Source organism: Mycolicibacterium palauense, assembly GCF_002592005.1.
In the GTDB taxonomy this organism is placed as follows: Bacteria; Actinomycetota; Actinomycetes; order Mycobacteriales; family Mycobacteriaceae; genus Mycobacterium; species Mycobacterium palauense.
In genome coordinates this window covers 84,061-105,945 of the sequence record NZ_NVQF01000006.1, presented here as the reverse complement: position 1 = coordinate 105,945, position 21,885 = coordinate 84,061, and the positions used below count along the sequence as shown (strand labels likewise).

The 21,885-nt window shown below is 66.1% G+C and carries 15 protein-coding genes, 4 pseudogenes and 1 riboswitch; of the genes and pseudogenes, 10 read left to right on the top strand and 9 right to left on the bottom strand.

The features are described from left to right. The first annotated feature begins 8 nt into the window (after positions 1–8). The 4 genes and pseudogenes from CSR00_RS04285 (at position 9) to CSR00_RS04270 (ending at position 4,379) form a co-directional block, all read left to right on the top strand. Positions 9–1,193, top strand: a complete 1,185-nt coding sequence (locus CSR00_RS04285; protein ID WP_176561900.1) for a CaiB/BaiF CoA transferase family protein — start codon at positions 9–11, stop codon at positions 1,191–1,193. A 17-nt stretch (positions 1,194–1,210) separates the two neighbouring features. Next, on the top strand, positions 1,211–2,164 hold the full coding sequence (locus CSR00_RS04280) for an HpcH/HpaI aldolase/citrate lyase family protein (RefSeq protein ID WP_099021155.1): 954 nt from the start codon (positions 1,211–1,213) through the stop codon (positions 2,162–2,164). Between the two features lie 72 nt (positions 2,165–2,236). Next, positions 2,237–3,748, top strand: a pseudogene (locus tag CSR00_RS04275) (M28 family peptidase); the annotation flags it as partial. Positions 3,749–3,761: 13 nt separating this feature from the next. Further along, the gene (locus CSR00_RS04270; RefSeq protein ID WP_245905832.1) at positions 3,762–4,379 is read left to right on the top strand and encodes a DUF305 domain-containing protein; all 618 of its coding nucleotides are present in this window, start codon (positions 3,762–3,764) and stop codon (positions 4,377–4,379) included. A gap of 4 nt (positions 4,380–4,383) precedes the next feature. Here CSR00_RS04270 and CSR00_RS04265 read toward each other — a convergent pair. Further along, positions 4,384–5,799, bottom strand: a pseudogene (locus CSR00_RS04265) (short-chain fatty acyl-CoA regulator family protein). Positions 5,800–5,909: 110 nt separating this feature from the next. Here CSR00_RS04265 and prpD point away from each other — a divergent pair. The 4 genes and pseudogenes from prpD to CSR00_RS04245 all read left to right on the top strand — a co-directional run bounded on the left by prpD (position 5,910) and on the right by CSR00_RS04245 (position 12,947). Then, complete coding sequence (gene prpD, locus CSR00_RS04260) at positions 5,910–7,415, top strand: 2-methylcitrate dehydratase PrpD (protein ID WP_176561895.1); 1,506 nt, start codon at positions 5,910–5,912, stop codon at positions 7,413–7,415. Between the two features lie 61 nt (positions 7,416–7,476). After that, positions 7,477–8,394 carry a methylisocitrate lyase gene (prpB, locus tag CSR00_RS04255; protein ID WP_099021152.1) on the top strand — a complete coding sequence of 306 codons (918 nt, stop codon included), beginning with the start codon at positions 7,477–7,479 and terminating at the stop codon, positions 8,392–8,394. Further along, on the top strand, positions 8,391–9,551 hold the full coding sequence (locus CSR00_RS04250) for a bifunctional 2-methylcitrate synthase/citrate synthase (RefSeq protein ID WP_099021151.1): 1,161 nt from the start codon (positions 8,391–8,393) through the stop codon (positions 9,549–9,551). Before prpB ends, CSR00_RS04250 begins: the two co-directional genes overlap by 4 nt. Then, positions 9,544–12,947 (top strand): annotated as a pseudogene (locus CSR00_RS04245) (pyruvate carboxylase). Before CSR00_RS04250 ends, CSR00_RS04245 begins: the two are co-directional and overlap by 8 nt. Before the next feature lie 3 nt (positions 12,948–12,950). Here the strand turns inward: CSR00_RS04245 and CSR00_RS04240 are convergent. The 4 genes and pseudogenes from CSR00_RS04240 to CSR00_RS30980 form a co-directional block, all read right to left on the bottom strand. Next, positions 12,951–13,841 carry a mycobacterial-type methylenetetrahydrofolate reductase gene (locus CSR00_RS04240; protein ID WP_099021150.1) on the bottom strand — a complete coding sequence of 297 codons (891 nt, stop codon included), beginning with the start codon at positions 13,839–13,841 and terminating at the stop codon, positions 12,951–12,953. Between the two features lie 152 nt (positions 13,842–13,993). After that, positions 13,994–14,180, bottom strand: a riboswitch (cobalamin riboswitch). Positions 14,181–14,555: 375 nt separating this feature from the next. Further along, positions 14,556–15,634: pseudogene (locus tag CSR00_RS04235) on the bottom strand (IS110 family RNA-guided transposase). 105 nt (positions 15,635–15,739) lie between these two features. Then, positions 15,740–16,321: an IS5 family transposase gene (locus CSR00_RS30985; protein WP_218014416.1), complete on the bottom strand. Its 582-nt coding sequence runs from the start codon at positions 16,319–16,321 to the stop codon at positions 15,740–15,742. Positions 16,322–16,345: 24 nt separating this feature from the next. Then, positions 16,346–16,699: a transposase gene (locus CSR00_RS30980; RefSeq protein ID WP_218014414.1), complete on the bottom strand. Its 354-nt coding sequence runs from the start codon at positions 16,697–16,699 to the stop codon at positions 16,346–16,348. A gap of 243 nt (positions 16,700–16,942) precedes the next feature. On the opposite strand from CSR00_RS30980, the gene CSR00_RS04225 reads away from it, so the two are divergent. Continuing rightward, the gene (locus tag CSR00_RS04225) at positions 16,943–17,356 is read left to right on the top strand and encodes a Fur family transcriptional regulator (RefSeq protein WP_099021149.1); all 414 of its coding nucleotides are present in this window, start codon (positions 16,943–16,945) and stop codon (positions 17,354–17,356) included. Between the two features lie 19 nt (positions 17,357–17,375). Here CSR00_RS04225 and CSR00_RS04220 read toward each other — a convergent pair whose 3' ends face one another. From CSR00_RS04220 to CSR00_RS04205, 4 genes are all read right to left on the bottom strand, one after another. After that, positions 17,376–17,789 (bottom strand): Fur family transcriptional regulator, encoded by a 414-nt coding sequence (locus CSR00_RS04220; RefSeq protein ID WP_099021148.1) that lies wholly within the window; start codon positions 17,787–17,789, stop codon positions 17,376–17,378. Positions 17,790–17,881: 92 nt separating this feature from the next. After that, positions 17,882–18,736 carry a metal ABC transporter permease gene (locus tag CSR00_RS04215; protein WP_245905831.1) on the bottom strand — a complete coding sequence of 285 codons (855 nt, stop codon included), beginning with the start codon at positions 18,734–18,736 and terminating at the stop codon, positions 17,882–17,884. Positions 18,737–18,806: 70 nt separating this feature from the next. Next, on the bottom strand, positions 18,807–19,553 hold the full coding sequence (locus CSR00_RS04210) for a metal ABC transporter ATP-binding protein (RefSeq protein WP_245905827.1): 747 nt from the start codon (positions 19,551–19,553) through the stop codon (positions 18,807–18,809). Beyond that, positions 19,540–20,541: a metal ABC transporter solute-binding protein, Zn/Mn family gene (locus CSR00_RS04205; RefSeq protein WP_099021145.1), complete on the bottom strand. Its 1,002-nt coding sequence runs from the start codon at positions 20,539–20,541 to the stop codon at positions 19,540–19,542. The genes CSR00_RS04210 and CSR00_RS04205 overlap by 14 nt, the downstream gene beginning before the upstream one ends. A gap of 191 nt (positions 20,542–20,732) precedes the next feature. On the opposite strand from CSR00_RS04205, the gene CSR00_RS04200 reads away from it, so the two are divergent. Beyond that, the gene (locus CSR00_RS04200; protein WP_099021144.1) at positions 20,733–21,878 is read left to right on the top strand and encodes a GTP-binding protein; all 1,146 of its coding nucleotides are present in this window, start codon (positions 20,733–20,735) and stop codon (positions 21,876–21,878) included. Positions 21,879–21,885 lie beyond the last annotated feature (7 nt).

The following is a 21,885-nucleotide window of genomic DNA, read 5'->3' as shown; positions in this document are numbered from 1 at the left end:
CACAGACGATGTTGGACGGGGTGCGCGTCCTGGACTTCGCGACCTTGGCCGCTGCGCCGCTGGCGGCCACCTACCTCGGCGAGTTCGGCGCCGAGGTGATCAAGGTCGAACAACCGCGCCACGGCGACCCGATCCGTACCTGGGGCAACCAGCGCGACGGGGTCGGCCTGATGTGGAAGTCGGTGTCGCGCAACAAGAAATCGGTCACCTTGGACTTGCGTCGCGAGGAGGGGCGGGCGCTAGCTCACCGTCTCGTCGAGCAGGCCGACGTCGTCATCGTCAACACCCGGCCGCAGACGCTGGCCGGCTGGAACATGGACTACCAGGCCGTGCGCCGAGTCAACGACAAGATCGTGATGTTGCACATCACTGGATACGGACTGTCCGGACCCAAGTCGACGCGGCCCGGATTCGGCACCCTCGGAGAGGCGATGAGCGGCTTCGCCCACATCACCGGGGAAGCCGACGGTCCACCCACGTTGCCGCCGTTCATGCTGGCCGACGGCGTCGCCTCGCTCAACGGCGCCTACGCCGTCATGATGGCGCTCTACCACCGCGATGTGCACGGTGCCGGCGGCCAGTTGATCGACATCAACCTCATCGACCCACTGGCGCGGCTGCTGGAACAGACCCTGCTGGGCTATGACCAGCTCGGGCTGATTCCTCAGCGTGCCGGCAACCGCTGGGACATTTCGGCTCCGCGCAACACCTACCGGACCGCGGACGGCAAGTGGCTGGCGATGTCGGGCAGCTCGCCGGCGCTGGCGTTGCGGGTGTTCAAGGCCATCGGACGCGCCGACCTGGTCGACGACGCCGACTTCTCCGACCCGCAGCGCCGGCTGGCCCGGGCCCGCGAAGTCGATGCCGTGGTGGCGGACTGGGTTGCGACCAAGACCCTCGCCGAGGCGATGACGATCTTCGACGCCGCCGAGGTCGCGGCCGCGCCCGTCTACGACATCGAGGGGCTGCTGGCCGATGAACAGTTGCGCCATCGGGGCGTGTTCGTCTCGGTCGAGGACGCCGAACTCGGACGGATGACCGTCCAGGCGCCGGTGCCGCGGTTCTCCGACAACGACGGGCGAGTCGAGCATCTCGGACCGAATCTCGGCGAACACAACGACGAGGTCTACGGCAAGCTGCTCGGCCTTTCCACCACCGAACTCGACGACCTGCGCGCCCGCGGCGTGCTCTGACCCCGAGGGAATCTGCAATGACCGAACCTAATCCCGTCGCTCCGCTCGCCGTCGGCCTACTACGCCGTTCGGAGCTGGCCCTGCCCGCCAGCAACGACAACATGTTCGACAAGGCGGCCGGATGCGGTGCCGATCTGGTGTTCCTCGACCTCGAAGACGCTGTCCCGCCGGCGTTCAAGGTCGAGTCGCGTGCCAAGGCGATCCAGGCGCTCAACGAACTGGACTGGGGCCGCACCGCCCGTGCCATCCGAATGAACGGCCTGGACACCCCGTGGTGCCACGACGACCTGATCGACGTCGTGACGCAGGCCGGCGCGAAACTCGACACCGTCGTAATCCCGAAAGCTCGCACCGCCAAGGACGTCTGGTGGGTGGACGTGTTGTTGACCCAACTCGAGTCGAAACTGGTCCTGGAGCGTCAGATTCGGTTGGAGGTGCTGATCGAAGAGGTCGAGGGGCTTGCCAACGCCGAGGCGATCGCCCTCGCCAGCCCGCGCCTGGACGCCGTGATCTTCGGCGTCGGGGACTTCTCGCTGTCCCAGGGCGCACGGGTGGACACCAACTTCGACCCGCTGGGGGAGTACGTCGGTGACTTCTGGGCCTACGCCCGCAACAAGATCATGGTTGCCGCGCGGATCGCCGGCATCGACGCGATCGACTCGCCGTATCCGGACTACAAGAACCTGAAGGGCTACGAGCACGACGCGCGGCGGTCCTCACTGATGGGCTACACCGGCAAATGGGCGATCCACCCCGACCAGGTGCCGATCGCCAACGAGGTCTACGCCCCCACCGCTGACGAAATCGCCCGCGCGGAGCGCAACGTCAAGGCATACCGGGAAGCTGAGGCCAAGGGCCGCGGCGCCGTCGGTGTCGATGGTGTGCTCGTCGATGCCGCGCACGTCAAGATGGCCGAGGAGACCCTCGCTCGGGCAGCGCTGATCGACGGCAGTCGATCAGAAAGGCGCTAACCTGGGTCCGGTGGGGTTAGACACGGAAGTGCTCACCGACTGGCGGCTCGGCCACCAGCGTCGCCGCAGCGGATCACTATCCGTTCGAGGCACGCCGATCAACACCCATTAGGTCACAGAGCACTGGCGACGACGGTCGCAGTGGTGCTCGCCGTAGGCGGGTGCAGCAATCCCCTCGAAGCGCCGCGCGCTGCGTCAACGGCGAATGCGGCGTCCGGAAGACCCGACGCCGCCGCGTACACCGCGCAGATGCGCGACTCCGTGACCGTGGACGCGATGATGTCGCGTCTGGCCCAGTTGCAAGAGATCGCCGACGCCGCCGGCGGCACCCGCGCCATCGGCACGCCGGGCTACGACAAGAGCGTCGACTATGTGGCCGACGTCCTGCGTGCCAGGGGTTTCGACGTCCACACACCCGAGTTCGACCTTATCGTTTCCCTTCGCCGACGACCCAGCGCTCACCGTCGGAGGATCGTCTGTACCGGCCAAGTCGCTCGAGTACACCGTCGGAACGCCGGCTGGGGGCGTTGTTCGGCCGCCTCGTGCCCGCGGACGGCCTCGGCTGCACCGACGCGGACTACCAGCGAGTCGACGTCGAGGGTGCCGTCGTCCTGGTCGATCGCGGCCAATGCCCGTTCGGCGCCAAGCAGACGGCCGCGGCGGCACACGGCGCCGTAGCGATCGTCGTGGCGAACAACGTCGACGGCGAGACTCTGGACGTCACTCTCGGCGGGCAGACCGAGGTGAGGATCCCGGCCATCATGGTCACCAAGGCCGACGGTGCACGACTACGCACGCGACCCGCGCCGACCACGATCCGGATGAACGCCGGCGTCCGCACCGTGCAGACCCGCAACGTCATCGCGCAGACCAAGACCGGTTCCACGCAGGACGTGGTCGTGGTCGGCGGGCACCTGGACAGTGTCCCGGCCGGGCCTGGTATCAATGACGATGGGTCGGGCGTCGCAGCGGTGCTCGAGACGGCGCTGCAGATGGGCAGTTCGCCACCGGTCCGCAACGCGGTCCGCTTCGGATTCTGGGCTGCCGAGGAGGTCGGTCTGCTCGGATCGGCGAACTATGTGCAGTCGCTCAACGTCGACCAGCTGATGAACATCGCGATGTATCTCAACTTCGACATGCTGGGCTCGCCGAATCCGGCGTACTTCACGATGGACGGTGACCAGTCCGCTCCCCCGGTGCCGGAACGCATGCCGCCGCGGATACCCGAGGGTTCGGCCGGCATCGAACGCGCACTGGTCGACTACCTCGCCAGCGCGGGCAAGACAGCACAGGACAGCGCCTTCGTGGGAAGTTCGGACTACGACTCGTTCACCAGGGCGGGCATCCGCAGGCGGCATCTTCTCGGGTGCCGATGTCGATATGACCGACGCCCAGGCCGAAATCTGGGGCGGAGAGGCCGGCCGGCCCTACGATCCCAAATACCACCGCAGCACCGACACCCTGGATCGGATCGACCGAACGGCGTTGGGTATCAACGGCCCCGGAGCTGCCTACGCTGTCGCGCTCTATTCACAGGATCTCGGCGGCCGCAATGGAGTGCCCGAGCACTCCGACCGCACCCGGTGCCGAAATCGTGATGCGCCGCCGCTGGCGGGTCGCCGCCGTTCTCATGCTGATCCTCGCCGTATTGAATGCGTGCGCATCGGATGTCGATCACCGCCACGACGTGACCGGCGACGGCGGTGATCACGCCCCGTACAACGACGCGGATGTCGCGTTCGCGCGCACCATGATCCCCCACCATCAGCAGGCCGTGGTCCTGGCCGCGATGGTGCCGACCAATACTCCAAACCCCGACCTGCGGGTCATGGCGACGCACATCGGTTCGGCGCAGCGAGCGGAGATCGGCGTCTTGGAGGATCTACTCGCCGGCTGGGGCGAGCGTAGCGACGGGGAAACGACCAGGGACGAGCCGGTAACCGATCCACATGCCGGCCACCATGACGGTATGCGCATGATGGCCGGAATGGTGGATGAGGAAACGATGCAGCGACTTCCGACGCTGTATGACGGCGTGTTCGACACGCTGTGGAAGACGTCGATGATCAGCCACCATCAGGGTGCCGTCGCGATGGCGCAGGACGAACTCGCCCACGGCGAGAGCTCGGCCGCCAAGCACCTCGCCAACCTGATCATCGAGTCGCAGCAGCGCGAGATTTTGCGGATGAAACACTTCATCAGCGCGACGGAGTGAATCGCTAGGCCGTCGGGTAGGGGAGGTCGCTGCTGGCGTGCGGATCGACCTTGACCGGACGGCCGATGTAGGGGAACGCCCGCTGCGGGCACGCCGGACGTTCGCAGATCTTGCACCCCGGCCCCGATCGGGACTGCAGCGTCGGCGTCGGCCAGATCGATGCCGGCCGAGTAGATGAGCCGGTGGGCGTGCGTCAGGTCGCAGCCCAGACCTATGGCGAAGCTCTTGGCTGGACCGAGGTAGCCGCCCTGGCTGGGTGGGGTGCTTCGGGCGATCCAGAAGTAGGCCCGGCCATCGGGCATCTGCGCGACCTGGGTGATGAACTGCCCGGGCTGGGCGAACGCGTGGTGGACCACCCACAGCGGGCAGTTGCCACCCACCCGGGAGAAGTGGAAGGCGTTGGCCGACTGGCGCTTCGAGATGTTGCCGGCACTGTCGGTGCGCACGAAGATGAACGGCACCCCGCGGGCGTCCGGGCGCTGCAGCGTCGAGAGGCGATGACAGACCGTCTCGAAGCCCACCTCGAAGCGGCGGGCGAGGTGGTCGATGTCGTAGCGCAGGTCTTGAGCCGCCGCCAGAATTCTCCGGTAGGGCAGGAGCAGCGCGCCCGCGTAGTAGTTGGCCAACCCGATCTTGGCGACTTCGCGTGCTTCGGCACTGAGGTGGTCATCGTCGGCGACGAGCGTGGCGATCACGTTGGCGTGGGTGAGTAACGCGTACTGGGTGGCGAGCTGGAAGGCGCGCTGCCCGGGGTGTAGCCAGCGTGCCACGTACAGGGTCGCCGAGTCCGGTCGGTAGGAGCGTTTGGCGTTGGGGCTCAACACTTCCTCGTCGTCGACGACCACGTTGATGCCCAGCTCGTCGGAGAGCAGTTCGGTGAGCTGTACATCCATCCCGCCGATCCGGAACCCGCGACAGGTGAACAGCTTTTCGGCGGCCTGATCGAGTTCGCCGATGTAGTTCTTGCGGTCGTAGAAGAAATCGCGAACCTCTTCGAACGGCATCGGTTGCTGCAAGGGCACCGGGGCGTCGGTGCTGGCCCGGGTGTGCATGGCCTCGAGCTCGGTGGTGGCGTCGAACAGCCGACGGTGCAGGCTGACCAACGTCTGGCCGACGCCGGGCATCCGTGCGACGAGCTCCTCGATCTGGGTCGGTGTCGCCGGGGTGTCGAGCAGGATGTCGCGCAGATCCGAGACCATCCGCGTATCGGAGTCCGGGGTGAAGTAATGGGTCGGCAGGTCGAAACGCTCCGACAACGACAGCAGGACCGGCACCGTGACCGGGCGCTGATCGTTCTCCAGCTGGTTCACATAGCTGGTGGACAGGCCTAGGGCGCGCGCCAGCGCCACCTGGGTCAGGCCGTGCTCCTCGCGCAGCCTGCGAGGCGGGCACCCACGAATGTCTTCGCCACCGGGCACAGCCTAGCCGCCCGTGTATTCACAACATTTGCAAAACGCAATGTCCCAGGACGCACAATTACGCACTTACAGGGTCTTTCCGCGGAGCAGAATCCCGAATAGCGTGCGGATCATGCGTAATCACGAGGTCCGCACCCGACGCAGTGCCGACGAATTCCCCCGCGCCGAACATCTCGCCTGGAAGATCGCCCAGGTCGCAGCCGACCCGGTGGCCGTCGAAGCCGACGTCGAGGACATGGTGCTCAACCGGATCATCGACAACGCCGCAGTGTCCTCGGCCTCGGTGACGCGACGTCCCGTCGCGGTCGCACGCGCCCAGGCGCAAGCCCATCGCACCAAGGTCGGCGCCACGGTGTTCGGCATCGACGGCGGCTACTCGCCGGAGTGGGCGGCATGGGCCAACGGCGTCGCGGTCCGCGAACTCGACTTCCACGACACGTTCCTGGCCGCGGACTACTCGCACCCGGGCGACAACATTCCCCCGCTGGTCGCGGTCGCCCAGACCCTCGGTGTGCGCGGAGCCGACCTGATCCGTGGCCTGGCGACCGCCTACGAGGTCCAGATCGACCTCGTCAAGGGAATCTGCTTGCATCAGCACAAGATCGACCACGTCGCCCACCTCGGGCCGTCGGTCGCCGCCGGCCTGGGCACCATGCTGCGGTTGGACCCCGAGACGATCTACTCGGCGATCGGGCAGGCCCTGCATCTGACGACGGCCACCCGGCAGTCGCGCAAGGGGCTCATCTCGAGCTGGAAAGCCTACGCCCCGGCCTATGCCGGCAAGGTCGCGATCGAAGCGGTCGACCGCGCGATGCGCGGCGAAGGTTCACCGGCCCCGATCTGGGAGGGCGAAGACGGGGTCATCGCCTGGATGCTGGCCGGACCCGAGCACACCTACCAGGTCCCGCTGCCCGAACCGGGCGAACCCAAGCGGGCCATCTTGGACAGCTACACCAAGGAACATTCCGCCGAGTACCAGAGCCAGGCGCCGATCGACCTGGCCCGCCGGATGCGTGAACGGATCGGCGATCTCGACCAGATCGCCTCGATCGTGCTGCATACCAGCAACCACACGCACGTCGTCATCGGTACCGGCAGCAACGACCCGCAGAAGTTCGACCCGGATGCCTCGCGCGAGACGCTGGACCACTCGGTGATGTACATCTTCGCTGTCGCGCTGCAGGACGGCGATTGGCACCACGAGAAGTCCTACGCCCCGGAGCGGGCGCACCGCCCCGACACCATCGATCTGTGGCGCAAGATCTCCACCGTCGAGGACCCCGAGTGGACTCGGCGCTACCACTCGCTCGACCCGGCGGAGAAGGCATTCGGCGCCAAAGCCGTCGTAACCCTCGAGAGCGGTGAGGTGATCATCGACGAGTTGGCTGTCGCGGACGCGCACCCGCTGGGGGCGCGCCCGTTCGCCCGCGAGCAGTACCGCAACAAGTTCACCACGCTCGCCGACGGAGTGGTCGAGCCCGCCGAGCAGCAGCGATTCCTGGCCGCTGTCGACGAGGCGGCCTCGTTGAAGGCGGGCGGGTTCGGAGCCCTTAATGTGCGGGTCGAGCAGACAGTGCTGGACAAGGCTCCGACGATTCCCTCGGGGATTTTCCGATGAGCGCTTGCGCGAAGAGCAGAAAGGCACCGATCAGCGCTTGCGCGAAGAGAAGAGGAAACCGATGAGCGGGCTGATGGGTTCCACCGTGTCGGCGGCCCAGAAGCGCAAGGCGTTCCGGGACGCGCTGGACTCGGGCCGGCTGCAGCGGATACCGGGAGCATTCTCGCCGCTGGTGGCCAAGAGTCTGGCCGGCATCGGGTTCGAAGGTATCTACGTCTCGGGTGCGGTGCTCTCGGCCGACCTCGGGTTGCCCGACATCGGATTGACGACGCTGACCGAGGTGGTCACCCGAAGTAGCCAGATCGCTTCGGCCACTGATCTGTTCACCCTCGTCGACGCCGACACCGGCTTCGGCGAACCGATGAGCGCCGCCCGGACCGTCACGCTTCTCGAAGACGCAGGCCTGGCCGGGTGCCACCTCGAGGACCAGGTCAATCCCAAGCGGTGCGGACATCTCGACGGAAAAGCCGTGGTGCCGGCCGCGGAGATGGTCAAGCGGTTACGTGCGGCGGTGGCCGCTCGCCGGGACCCGAACTTCATCATCTGTGCGCGCACCGACGCCGCCGGAATCGAGGGCGTCGACGCCGCCATCGAGCGGGCCAGGGCCTATGCCGATGCCGGCGCCGACCTGATCTTCACCGAAGCGCTCTCGGGCCCGACCGAATTCGCCCGCTTCCGCGCCGCGGTCGACACCCCGTTGCTGGCCAACATGACCGAGTTCGGCAAGTCCGAACTGATCAACGCCGCGCAGCTGTCCGACATCGGCTACAACGTCGTCATCTACCCGGTCACCACGCTGCGGTTGGCGATGCACGCCGTGGAGATCGGCATGCGTGAGGTCTTCGACGCCGGAACCCAATCCGGGCTGCTCGACAACATGCAGCACCGCAGCAAGCTCTACGAACTGCTGCGCTACGCCGACTACAACCAGTTCGACTCCGACATCTACAACTTCGCACTGCAGGACGTGAAAGCATGACCACAGCAACAGCATCCGAAGCCCCGCGCATCTACAAGGGTCTGGCCGGCGTCGTCGTCGACACCACCGCGATCTCCAAGGTGGTCCCGGAAACCAACAGCCTGACCTACCGCGGCTACCCGGTCCAGGACCTCGCCACGAAATGCAGCTTCGAACAGGTCGCCTACCTGCTGTGGCACGGCGAACTGCCGACCGATGCGCAGCTGGCGCTGTTCAACCAGCGTGAGCGCGCATCGCGGCGCATCGACCGCTCGATGCAGTCGCTGCTGGCCAAGCTGCCCGACACCTGCCATCGGATGGATGTGGTGCGCACCGCCATCAGCTATCTGGGCGCGGAGGATCCCGAAGAGGACGTCTCCACCGAGGACGCGAACTACGCGAAGGCGTTGCGCATGTTCGCCGTCCTGCCGACCATCGTCGCCACCGACATCCGGCGGCGCCAGGGGTTGGCACCGATCGCACCGCACAGCCAGCTCGGCTACGCGCAGAACTTCCTGAACATGTGCTTCGGCACCGGGGCGAGCGGAGCGACGGGAAATTACTGGGTGCCCGAACCGGCCATCGTCAAGGCTTTCGAGCAGTCGATGGTGCTCTACGCCGAGCACAGCTTCAACGCTTCGACGTTCGCCGCCCGCGTCGTCACCTCTACCCAGTCCGACATCTACAGTGCGGTCACTGCGGCCATCGGCGCGCTGAAAGGCTCCCTGCACGGCGGGGCGAACGAGGCGGTCATGCACGACATGCTCGAGATCGGATCGGCCGACAATGCGTCGAAGTGGCTGCACGGCAAGTTGTCCCGCAAGGAAAAGGTCATGGGATTCGGCCACCGGGTCTACAAGAACGGTGACTCCCGGGTCCCGACGATGAAGGCTGCGTTGGAGAGCGTCGCCGCAGTCCGTGACGGGCAGCGCTGGCTCGACATCTACAATGTGCTGGAAAGCGGGATGTACGCCGCGACGGGCATCAAACCGAACCTGGACTTTCCCACCGGCCCGGCCTACTACCTGATGGATTTCCCGATCGAGAGCTTCACACCGCTGTTCGTGATGAGCCGTATCACCGGGTGGACCGCCCACATCATGGAGCAGGCCGCGTCGAATGCCTTGATCCGCCCCCTGAGCGAGTACTCGGGCCAACCCCAGCGCGCACTTGTCTAAGCGGGCCGTCACCAAGCTGCTGGTCGCCAACCGCGGCGAGATCGCGATCCGGGCGTTCCGCGCCGCCTACGAGCTGAACATCGGGACCGTTGCGGTGTTCGCTTACGAGGACCGCAACTCCCCGCACCGGCAGAAGGCCGATGAGGCCTATCAGATCGGCGAGGTCGGTCACCCCGTCCGCGCGTACCTCTCGGTCGATGAGATCATCCGGGTGGCAAAGCATTCCGGTGCCGATGCGGTGTATCCGGGCTATGGGTTCCTGTCGGAGAACGCCAACCTTGCTGCGGCCTGCAAGCAGGCGGGGATCACCTTCGTCGGGCCGGAGTCGCGGGTGCTCGAACTGACCGGCAACAAGGCGCGGGCTATCGCCGCCGCCCGAGAGGCGGGTTTGCCGGTGCTGGCCTCGACGCCGCCGTCGTCGTCGGTGGCCGAACTCACCGCGGCGGCGGAGTCGATGCAGTTCCCGGTGTTCGTCAAGGCGGTGTCCGGCGGCGGTGGCCGCGGTATGCGCCGGGTCAGCGACCCGTCGGCGCTCGCCCATGCGGTGGAGGCTGCCAGCCGGGAGGCCGAGTCGGCCTTCGGTGATCCGATGGTGTATCTCGAACAGGCAGTGCAGAACCCACGCCACATCGAGGTGCAGATCCTGGCGGATGGCACGGGGGAGGTCATCCACCTCTTCGAACGGGACTGCAGCATGCAGCGCCGTCACCACAAGGTGATCGAGTTGGCGCCGGCGCCGAACCTCACCGAGCAGTTGCGGCAACGGATCTGCAATGACGCGGTGGCTTTCGCTCGCCAGATCGGCTACTTCTGCGCGGGCACCGTCGAGTTCCTGCTCGACGAGCGCGGACACCACGTGTTCATCGAATGCAATCCGCGTATCCAGGTCGAGCACACGGTGACCGAAGAAATCACCGACGTCGATCTGGTGGCCAGCCAACTGCGTATCGCCGCCGGCGAGAGCCTCGCCGACCTCGGGCTGCGCCAGGACAGCGTCCGAATCCGGGGAGCGGTGATGCAGTGCCGAATCACCACCGAGGACCCGGCCAACGGATTTCGGCCCGACACCGGCCGGATCACCGCCTACCGGTCCCCGGGTGGCGCCGGCGTACGCCTCGACGGCGGCACCCACACTGGTGCCGAGATCAGCGCCCACTTCGACTCCATGCTGGTCAAGTTGACCTGCCGTGGAGGTGATTTCGCAGGGCGTCCGCCCGGGCGCGGCGCGCGTTGGCCGAGTTCCGGGTGCGTGGGGTGTCGACGAACATTCCTTTCCTGCTCGCTGTCCTCGACGACCCCGACTTCCGCGCCGGGCGGATCACCACGTCGTTCATCGACGAGCGACCGGACCTGCTGACCGCGCACACCCCGGCAGACCGCGGCACCCGGATCCTGAACTACCTCGCTGACGTGACGGTCAACAAGCCGCACGGGGAACGGCAGTCGACGGTGTACCCGCACGACAAGTTGCCCGCACTGGACCTGGCCGCGGCACTGAAACCGGGTAGCCGCCAGCGCCTCGAGCAACTCGGGCCCGAAGGGTTCGCCGACTGGCTGCGTGAGAGTCCGGGTATCGGGGTCACCGACACCACGTTCCGCGACGCCCACCAGTCCCTGCTGGCCACCCGGGTGCGCACGTCGGGTCTGGTGGCGGCGGCGCCGTACATCGCGCGGATGATGCCGCAGTTGTTGTCGATCGAGTGCTGGGGTGGCGCTACCTACGATGTGGCCCTGCGGTTCCTGAAAGAGGATCCATGGGAGCGGCTGGCCGCGCTGCGCGAAGCCGTCCCCAACATCTGCCTGCAGATGCTGCTGCGCGGCCGCAACACCGTCGGCTACACCCCGTATCCGACATCGGTGGCCGAGGCATTCGTCGACGAGGCTGCCCGCACCGGCATCGATGTCTTCCGCATCTTCGACGCGCTCAACAACGTCGAATCGATGCGCCCGGCCATCGATGCTGTCCGGGCCACCGGCACCGCGGTGGCGGAGGTGGCGATGTCGTACACCGCTGATCTGTCCGATCCCGACGAGACCCTGTACACGCTGGACTACTACCTCAAGCTGGCCGAGGAGATCGTCGATGCGGGTGCTCACGTGCTCGCGATCAAGGATATGGCCGGCCTGTTGCGCCCGGCCGCGGCAACGACGCTGGTCTCGGCGCTGCGCAGCCGTTTCGACCTACCGGTTCATGTGCACACCCACGACACCCCGGGCGGCCAGCTGGCCACCTACCTGGCCGCCTGGCAGGCCGGTGCGTCGGCGGTGGACGGTGCGGCGGCCCCGCTGGCGGGCACCACCAGCCAGCCCGCACTGTCGTCGATCGTGGCTGCCGCGGCACACACCGAGTACGACAGCGGGTTGAGCCTGGCCGCCATCTGTGAACTCGAACCGTACTGGGAGGCGCTACGGAAGGTCTACGCGCCGTTCGATGTTGCGGCCGCTGGTCCACCCGCGCCGACCGGTCGGGTGTATCACCACGAGATTCCCGGCGGGCAGCTGTCCAACCTGCGCCAACAGGCAATCGGGCTGGGGCTGGGGGACCGCTTCGAGCAGATCGAGGAGAACTACGCCGCCGCCGACCGGGTGCTCGGACGACTGGTGAAGGTGACGCCGTCCAGCAAGGTGGTCGGCGATCTGGCCCTCGCCCTGGTCGGGGCGGGCATCACCGCCGACGAGGTCGCCGCCGAACCGAGCCGGGTCGACATTCCCAACAGCGTGATCGGCTTCCTGCGAGGTGATCTCGGTGACCCGCCTGGCGGCTGGCCCGAGCCGCTGCGGACCAACGCACTGCAGGGCCGCAAACCCGCCCAGCAGGATGTGCCGCTGTCCGAGGAGGACCGGAGGTTGCTCGTCGAGCCGGGCGCGGCCCGGCAGGCGACCCTCAACCGGTTGCTGTTCCCCGGTCCCACCCGGGAATTCGAGGCGCACCGGCGGGAGTACGGGGACACGTCGCGGCTGAGCGCCAATCAGTTCTTCTACGGTCTGCGCCAGGGCGACGAGCACCGAGTGAAGCTCGGGAAGGGCGTCGAGCTGCTCATCGGACTCGAGGCGGTCTCGGATCCCGACGAGCGGGGACTGCGTACCGTCATGTGCCTGATCAATGGCCAGCTCAGACCGGTGCTGGTGCGCGACCGCAGCGTCGCGGCCGACGTGCCGGCCGCCGAGAAAGCCGACCGTGCCAACCCCGACCACGTCGCCGCCCCGTTCGCCGGGGTGGTCACCGTCGCCGCTGCCCAAGGCGACACCGTCGAGGCCGGTCAGAGTATCGCCACCATCGAGGCGATGAAGATGGAGGCCGCCATCACCGCGCCCAAGAGCGGGGTCGTCGACCGGCTGGCCGTGTCGGGAACCACCCAGGTGGAAAGCGGGGACCTGTTGTTGGTCATCCGCTGAGGTTCAGCGGTCGGGTGCCCAGTAGTCGAGCATCGCGGCTAAGGTCTCGAACGCCGGAGCGGAGACCCCGTAGGTGGCCTCGAAATGCAGGCTGACCGGAAAGCCGAGATCGAGTACGCCGTCGATCACGCGCTTGTACAGGTCCAGCATCAGGGCGCGCTTCTGCGCGGGCTCGCTGGCCGCCAACCGCCGCACGAATTGTTGTTCGGTCGCGACAGCGTCGTTGCCGGGGTCCTGGATGAGCCAGTCGATGAGGCCGACTTCGGATTCCATCTTCGGGACGAAACCGAACGACAGTAGGATCTCCGGGCGGTGGTCGGTGCTACGCGAGAACTCGGTGAGGAAGTTGACGATCGCGTCGGAGTACAGCAGCTGGGTCATCCCGTAGGTGGCGCCCTGTTTGCACTTGAACCCGAATCGGCTCAGCTCGTCGTCCCTGGTCGGGATCAGGATCGCGCCGCGGTGTTTCACCAGATGGGAAAAGGTCGACAGCGCGTCGGTCGGTGCCACTCCTGCACCCTCACCGTCGGTCATCGTGCGCGGAACCCCGACAAACGCGATCCCGTCGAACCCGATCCTAATCAACGCGGTCAACCGCCGACGCAGCGACCGCTCATCGAGAAACGACGTGACCTGGGTGCACAGCCCACGTACCTCGGGAAGTTCGCGCTGCACCAACTCCCAGTAATCGAGCACGTCGAGCTTTGGTTTCATCTCGACGGGACGGTGGTCATCCTCCTCGATCATCCCGGGGATCATGATGTGGCGGATGCGTCCATCGAGACCGGCATCGACCGCCAACCTCCGCACCTTGTGCAACTCCGCGAGCGCACGTGCCGTGCCGAGGTCCAGATTCGATGGGACAAGTTCCAGTGCAACAGTATTGAGAGTCACGAGGCACCTCCGGACTTACCGGACGGCATAGCGGATCCCTGTTCCGCGGTATCGGCCGCATCAGGGCTATCGGTTGGCACGCTCAAGACGCCGCGTCGCCAGACGCACAGACACATCACTGCATCGACTCCATCCGGGATGTCCACGTCCCAGCAAGAGGGCCAATGAGAGCAGTATCCTGACTTCTGGATCAGCGCTCACCCCGACCTTCCAGCCGCAAAGCCGTGGTCGATGTGGGGTTCGCTCCCCAGTCACAGTGGCGGGACCATGCCGGATTCGCACCGGCTTCCTACCTACTCATCGGGGCCGGTCGGGCCGACCAGCCCCGACAACAATAGCCGACCGACGCGCCCTACTGCTGACCAGATCGTGCGGACGCTTCCCCGCAACCCGAAGCAGATCGTCGAGTGGCAGCTGCGGATACATAGTTGGAGTCGTGCTCGACGACGTTCAGCGGGCACCAGCCCAGGCCGCTTCGAGTTCACCCTGTCGACGGCGGCTGAAAGTTGACCCCCTGGCGGCCGCGCCGGGGTCAGAATTCACGTGCCGCTGACACACCCATCGACGGGTGCAGCACCAGCGCGCGGTGAACATCGGGACTTCCGCATCTTGGGCCCTTAGGGCGTGTCTGATAAATGCGGTAACCAGAGCGTGATGGCCCGTAGGACTGCTGCGCCCCGGTAAACGATGGCGAGCTTGATGCCCCTATGGATGTCAAGCGGCTGAGCTGGCCGGTGCGGGTTGGTCTCTGGTGACGGTGATGTCGCGGTAGATCTCGCGGCAGATGTAGCGCTTGAGGCAGCAGCGGATGGCTTCGCGGCGGGTCTTGCCTTCGGCTACCCGGCGTCGGATGTAGTGCTGGGTTCGTTGTCCCAACGCAGGCGAGCGATGGTGATCGTGTAGAGCGCGGAGTTGGCTTGTCTGTCTCCGCCTCGGTTGAGCCGACGTCGGCGTGTCTTGCCCGAGGATGCCTCGATTGGGCTGACGCCACACAGGGCGGCGAAGGAAGCCTCACTGGTCAGGCGTTCGGGGTTGTCGCCGGCGGCGAGCAGCAGCGCGGCGGCGGTGTCGGGTCCGACGCCGTAACGCTGCAGCAGCTGCGGCGCGTGGGTCTTGATAGCGGCGGTTATGTGGACGTTGAGTTCGTCGATCTCACCGGTCAGCGTCAGGACGCGACGGGCGAGCAGCCGTAGGGTCAGCGCGGCCGCGCCCGCCGGATCGCAAGGGTCGGATACGGTCAGCTGGGCGCAGCGGCGGAACAGCGCTGGGTTGCCCAAGCCGGTCATCGATTCGCGCAATGTAGGTTCGGCGCGGACAAGAACAGCCTTGAGTTGGTTTATGGCCTGGCTGCGGGACTTGATAGCTGAAGCCTTGGCTAGCTTGAACATTCGTAGCATCTCGACCTGTCCGTCCCCAGACTTGGCGATTGCGGTGGCTCGTCCGGACAGCACCGCTCGGGCAGCTGTCTCGGCATCGAGGGTGTCGGTCTTGCCGCGCCGGCGCCGCTGTGCGCGGTCGCCACGGTTGACCTCGATCACCGTGATCGTCTCGGCGAGCAGGTAACGTGCCAGTGCTGCACCGTAGGAGCCAGTGCACTCCACCCCGGCCCGACCCACCGGACCGAATCCGCGTGCCCACGCCAGCAGCCGACGGTAGCCCGCGGCGGTGGTCGGGAACGTGCTCGTTGCGAGCAGCACCCCCAAGGTGGAGAGCACCGCTGCGACGTGCACGTCTTTGTGGGTGTCGACGCCCAGCACCACTTCGGCAGGGTCGGACGGCGGTGATTGAGGCATGCTGGACAAGGTTGTTTGTCTCCTGACGGCTCGGGAACGAATGGCCGTCGTCGGGTCGGCGCAGGTGGTCAGGACTGTGACGGTGCCCTGTTGCTGGCAAGGCCCCTATGGAGACACGCCTGGCCGACCCGACGGCAGCAAGCACCGCCCCGGGCGCGCAGTCGACAGATCAAACGCAAGGCACCGAAGGCCAGTCGTAACGCGGGTCAGACCACGACCCCGAGGCAGCACCTGTTCATCATCACAGTCGTAGCGGGTGGCCAGACCGCGCCATTGCTTGGTGTCATTGAATCCTCGTTCAATGACGTTGCGGCCCTTGTAGTCGTCGGCGTCGAATGCTGGCGGTCGGCCGCCGTGGGTGCCGCGACGTTTTCGGTGGCCGATCTGGTCGGACGGTTCGGGAATGACAGCGGTGATCCCTCGGCGGCGCAGCCGCTGTCGGGTCGCTCGGCTGGAATAGGCCTTATCTCCACGCAGACGATCGGGCCGGGTGCGAGGCCGCCCAGGCCCGCAGCGCTCAACTCTGAGGTGGACGAGCAAATGCTCCAGGACCGGACCGTCGCCCGCCTGGCCGGCGCCCACGAGCACCACCAACGGTCGTCCGTGGCCGTCGACGAGGTGATGGATCTTGCTGGTCAACCCACCGCGCGAGCGACCAATGCCGTGGTCAGGCGGCTCGCTGGCCAGATTCGTGTAATTCGACCCAGCCCCCTATGTGTCACGGGTGATGTTCGTGGCATGTTGGTGAGCGCGGGCGATCGTGGAATCCACCGACACCGACCAGTTGATGATCCCGGCGTCGTCGGCGGCGGCCAGTAACCGGGCCAGCACCAGGTCCCAGGTGCCCTCAGCGCTCATCCGTCGGTGCCAGGTCCAGATCGTCTGCCACGGTCCGAATACCTCGGGCACGTCTCGCCAGGCGATCCCGCACCGGTATCGATAGATGATCCCCTCGACCATCGAGCGGGCATCCCGGAAGGGCCTGCCTTTCCTGCCTGTTCGCGCAGGTAGAAGCTCTTCGATCAATGACCATTGAGCATCGGTAAGCAGCTGAAACCGCGACATGTCCTAAGTCTCAGCCGAAACACCCGAAACATTTGTCAGACACGCCCTAGCCCGTGTCTAGCTGGCTCGCGGCGCGGACACTTGGAGCCCAGGCGTCCAGCACCCAATACAGCTTGACCTGTAGTATGTGTGGTGAGGAGATCACTGGGCGGCAGCAGGTCATGATTGCCGCAGTTTGCTTGGGCTTTCGCTGTGACCGTGACGCCGAGTTCGTGTCCTCAGCGCGGTCGTATTGGAGGTCCCATGCCTGGTAGGCAGTTAAGTGTTCCCGGGGTAAGGGCGACCCGTCAACGCGCGGCGATTGCAGCGCTGCTCGATGATTCATCGGAGTTTCGTTCCGCGCAGGCGCTTCATGTGGAGTTGCGCCAACGCGGCAACGAGATCGGTCTGGCGACGGTGTACCGCGCGCTGCAGACGATGGTCGCCGCCGGACTGGTGGACAGCGTGCGCACGGATGCCGGCGAATCGCTGTATCGACGCTGCTCGCAACACCATCACCATCACCTGGTGTGTCGCTCCTGTGGTGCGACGGTGGAAGTGGCAGGGCGAAGCGTGGAAATGTGGGCCGCGAATGTCGCTAGGAAGCACGGGTTTACCGACACGAGTCATACCGTCGAAGTCTTCGGTGTGTGTGCCGCGTGCCCGATGAATCGCTGAACCAGCTATGGGAGAACCGTTACCGGTGATCCCTGGGGTTGTTCTGGCATCGTGGGCAGATGCCGTAGATGTCGAGGTGGTGGGTGACCTCTGCGTAACGGTGCTCCTGTGTCGGTTGGTCGGCGTGGCCCTTGAGTGTTGACGCGGTAAACGCGACGGCGCGTCCACAGCGCCGGCACAGGAGGTAGTGGCGGTGTTCTGGCGCGGTGCGGATGCGATAGAGGAGTTCACCGTTTTCTGCGCGCTGAGTTTCAGCCACACGCTCTTCGGCAAGCACATGCAGGATCCGGTAGATGCTCGTGAGACCGATCCGGAGCGAATGCGTCTGGCGTAACTCGACGTAAAGCTGCTGGGCGCTCCGGAAGCGGTCGCTGTCCTGCAACGCACGCAGCACGGCGTGTTGTTGGGCTGTGGCGCGCCGGGGCCGTTGCATTTCAGACACCAACAGTGGGCTCCGCTCCTGCGCGGCGATCCTGCTGTTCGGTCGAGGCCATGGCGATGCTGCCAGTCAATTCCGGCACGCGGCTACGCGGTGTTCGCCGTCATGGGTTGCGGTGGCGCCGTTTGAGCGGTCGAAGACAGGGGGACGTCGAAACTGCGCGTGGCGCTGCGTTGACGGTGATCGACCAGCCACACCACCAGCCAGACCGCGCACGCTATCGTGACGATGACGAAGCTGGGCGGCCTGTTGAACATGGCCGAGAGTGCCAGGCCAGCCCAGACGGCGGCGACGCTGATGACCGCAGATATCAGCATCGCCAGCGGCGGACGCGGGGTGAGCATGATCGCCGTCGCCGCCGGGGTGACCACCAAGGCGAACAACAGCAGTGTGCCCACGGCCTGTACAGCCATCGTCACCGACACGCCCAGCAATGCCATGAAGATGATCGACAACGCCCGCAGCGGGACTCCCTTGGCCTCGGCGACGGCGGGGTTGACCGAGCTGAAAAGCAGTGGCCGATAGATGACTCCGATACACGCGGCCAGCATTGCCAACAGGACACCGAAGGTGAGCAGCTGCTCGTAGGAGATGGCCAACAAGTTGCCGAACAACACGTTGGTCAGAGTCGAGGAACTCTTGGTGGCCAGCGAGTTGAAGAACAGACCCAGCCCCATGGCGAACGACAGGACGGTGCCGGTGATGACCTCCCGCTCCGCGGCACGCTTGCCCAGGTAACCGATGACCAGTGCGCCACCGACGCAGAATACGCCGAGTCCGAAGGTGACGGGCAGGCCGAGGAGCACCGCGCCGGTCGCTCCGGGCAAGCCGATATGTGCCAGTGCATGAGCCGCGAACGCAGTGTGACGCACCACGATGAAGTAGCCGATCAGCCCGGCGGCCAATGCGACGATCGTGCCACCGACCACCGCGTTGCGCATGAACGGCGACGTGAGGATCGACCACCAGTTGGCCTGATAGCCCAGTGCCACCACATGTGTGGTCATACGTTCAGAAGCTCCTGGCGTAGAGGTCACCCTGCGGGGTGCGGACGACCTGGATGGGAGTTCCGTACAGGTGGGTAAGCAGCTGGCCGGAGATGACGTCGTTCACCCCGGCATAGTGCGCGTGTCCGTCGAGCAGGTAGACGGCACCGTCGAGGATCGGCAGAAACGGGTTGAGGTCATGGGCGACCACCACGATAGTGACCGCCAATTCGCGGTGCAGGCGGGTGAGCAGCGCGATGATCTCCCGCTGGCTGCGCAGATCCAGCGATGCCAACGGTTCGTCGAGGATGATCATCTCGGGTCCGGACACCAGGGCTTCGGCGATCGCCACCCGCTGGCGCTGCCCACCGGACAGCGTGGCAAGCCGGCGATCGCCGAAGGATTGAGCATCCACTGCTGCCAGCGCCTCGGACACACTCTGCCGATCGGCCGCCGAGGCCGGGCCGAACGCCCAGCGGCTACCGTTGAGGCCCAGCAGCACGGCGTCGCGGGCCCGGATCGCTTCCCCGGCGCTATCGGCATAGTGCTGGGGGACATAGCCGATTCGGCCCCGATCCACCCCCGGTGGCCGACCGAAGACCCGCAGGGTTCCGTGCCCGACGGGGACCAACCCCAGGATCATCTGCAGCATCGTCGTCTTGCCGCTCCCGTTGGCGCCGATCACCGCGACGACATCGGCCGCGGGCACCTCGAAGGTGCACTGCGACCAGATCACCCGGCCGCCGCGCACGCTGCGATCAGATTTCGACACCAAGCGCCTTGGCCAACGCGTCGAGTTGCGACACCTGCCATGACTCGAAGGACTCGGCGCCCGGCGGCACTGTCTCGGTCACATCGACGATGGGAACCCCGCCCTGTTCGGCCGCGGTGCGGATCTGCTGTGTGATCGCCCCCTCGGTCTGGGTGTTGTAGATCAGCACGTCGACGCCGTTACTGCCCAGGAGTCGCAGGAACGCGTCGAGGTCGGCCGGTGACGGGTCTGTCTCGTTCGACGATGACGCCTGGTAACCCTCCGGAGTGACGTTCTGCAGTCCTAAGGCCTCGCCCATGAGGTCGAACACGCTCTCGGTCGCTGCATATCGCTTGCCGGCAGCGGCGCCCTTGATGGCCGTGATGGTGTCGTAGTAGGGCTTCATGGTCGTTTCGAATTTGGTGTGCTGTTCTTCGAAGTAGGCGCTGGCGTCGGGTGCCAGTTGGCCGAGTTCGCTGGTGACCGCCTCGGCGACGGCGGTCACCGTGGCCGGGTCGTACCACACGTGGGGGTTTCCCTCGTGCTCGTGCTCGTGCCCGGCTTCGCCCTCCTCACCGTGCTCGCCCTCGTCGTGGTGCTCACCAGTGAGCCCGACGGCACTGATCACGGGCGCATCGGGTGCCGACGCGGACGCGAGCTTCGCCGCCCACTCGTCGTAGTGCCCACCGTTGATCACGACGAGCTGGGCGCCGTCGAAGCGCGCCGCATCCGAGGGCGCGGGCTCGTAGTCGTGCGGATCTACCGACGAACCGGCCAGCACCGTCGTCACCTCGGCACACGCACCACCGAGCTGCGAGACTATGTCGCCCCACTGGTCGACGCTGACGACGACATCGACCGGGGTGGTCGGACAACCCGACGGCTCGGCACTGCTGCTCATGGCCGGCGCCTCCGTCGCCGAAGGGGGCTGAGAACCACAGGACACGAGTCCGAACGGAAGCACGACGGCGGCGGCCGCGAAGTAGACACGGCGCGAAGAAGACATCATGACGTCAAACGATAATGGTTGTCGTTTGCCTATGTCACCCCGGGGGCAGAAGTCGGGACCCCCAGTGCCCGCCGGTACCCACGACGGGCACGCCTGAGCGCCCGGCCCCGGCCGCGTGCTGCGAGACCGCGGCCCCGTAGCAATAAGGCCGCGGTTGACTCACCATTATTGACAATGATTATCATTAAAGTATGCCTGCATCCCCACCGCTGTTCCCTGTGACCGTTCTTTCCGGGTTCCTCGGCGCCGGCAAGACCACGCTGCTTAACCACATCCTCGCCAATCGCGAGGGCCGCCGAGTTGCCGTGATCGTGAACGACATGAGCGAGGTGAATGTCGACGCCGCCCTGATCGCCGGCCAGGGCCATCTCGACCGGACGCAAGAGAAGCTCATCGAGCTGACCAACGGCTGCATCTGCTGCACGCTGCGTGAGGACCTCATCGACGCCGTCGGCGCGCTGGCCCGCCAACAGCGATTCGATCAGCTCGTCATCGAATCGACCGGCATCTCCGAGCCGATGCCCGTGGCCGCGACGTTCAGCTGGGAGTTCGAGGACGGCTCGAGCCTCGCCCAGCTCGCTCGGCTCGACACCCTCGTCACCGTGGTGGACTGCTCGACATTCCTCTCCGAAATCGCCCGGGGTGAAGCGCTGGCCCAGCGGGAGATGAGCGCCGGCGAGGGTGATGCCCGCAGCGTTGCAGACCTTCTGGTCGACCAGGTGGAGTTTGCCGACGTCATCCTGCTCAACAAGACAGACCTGGTCAGTGCCGCCACGTTGGGCACGGTGGAGACGCTGGTCCGCCGCTTGAATCCCACCGCGAAGACGATCCGGGCTGATCACGGGGTTGTGGACATCGGCGACGTCCTCGACACCGGTCTGTTCGACCCCATCGTCGCGGCGAACGCGCCCGGTTGGGACGAGGAGATCGCCGACGGGCACGCCCCGGAGACCGAAGAGTTCGGCATTAGCTCGATGACGTTCCGGTCCGACCGGCCGTTTCATCCACAGCGCCTGGCCGACGCCCTCGCGCAGATGACCAGAATCCTGCGCAGCAAGGGGTTCTGCTGGATCGCCAGCCGACCGACCATCGCCGCGATCTGGTCGCAGGCAGGACCCAATTTGGTGATCGAACCGGCCCAGTACTGGTCGAGCACCGAGATCGCACCCGGCCAGGAGATCGTGTTCATCGGCGTCAAGCTCGATCATGACAGGGTGCACCGACTGCTGACCGAGGCGCTGCTCACCGATGCCGAGCTGTCAGCTGAGCGGGACGCGTGGCTCGGCTATCCTGATCCGCTGCCCACGTGGGGTGTGACACACAGCCATTCGCACTGACCGGGGG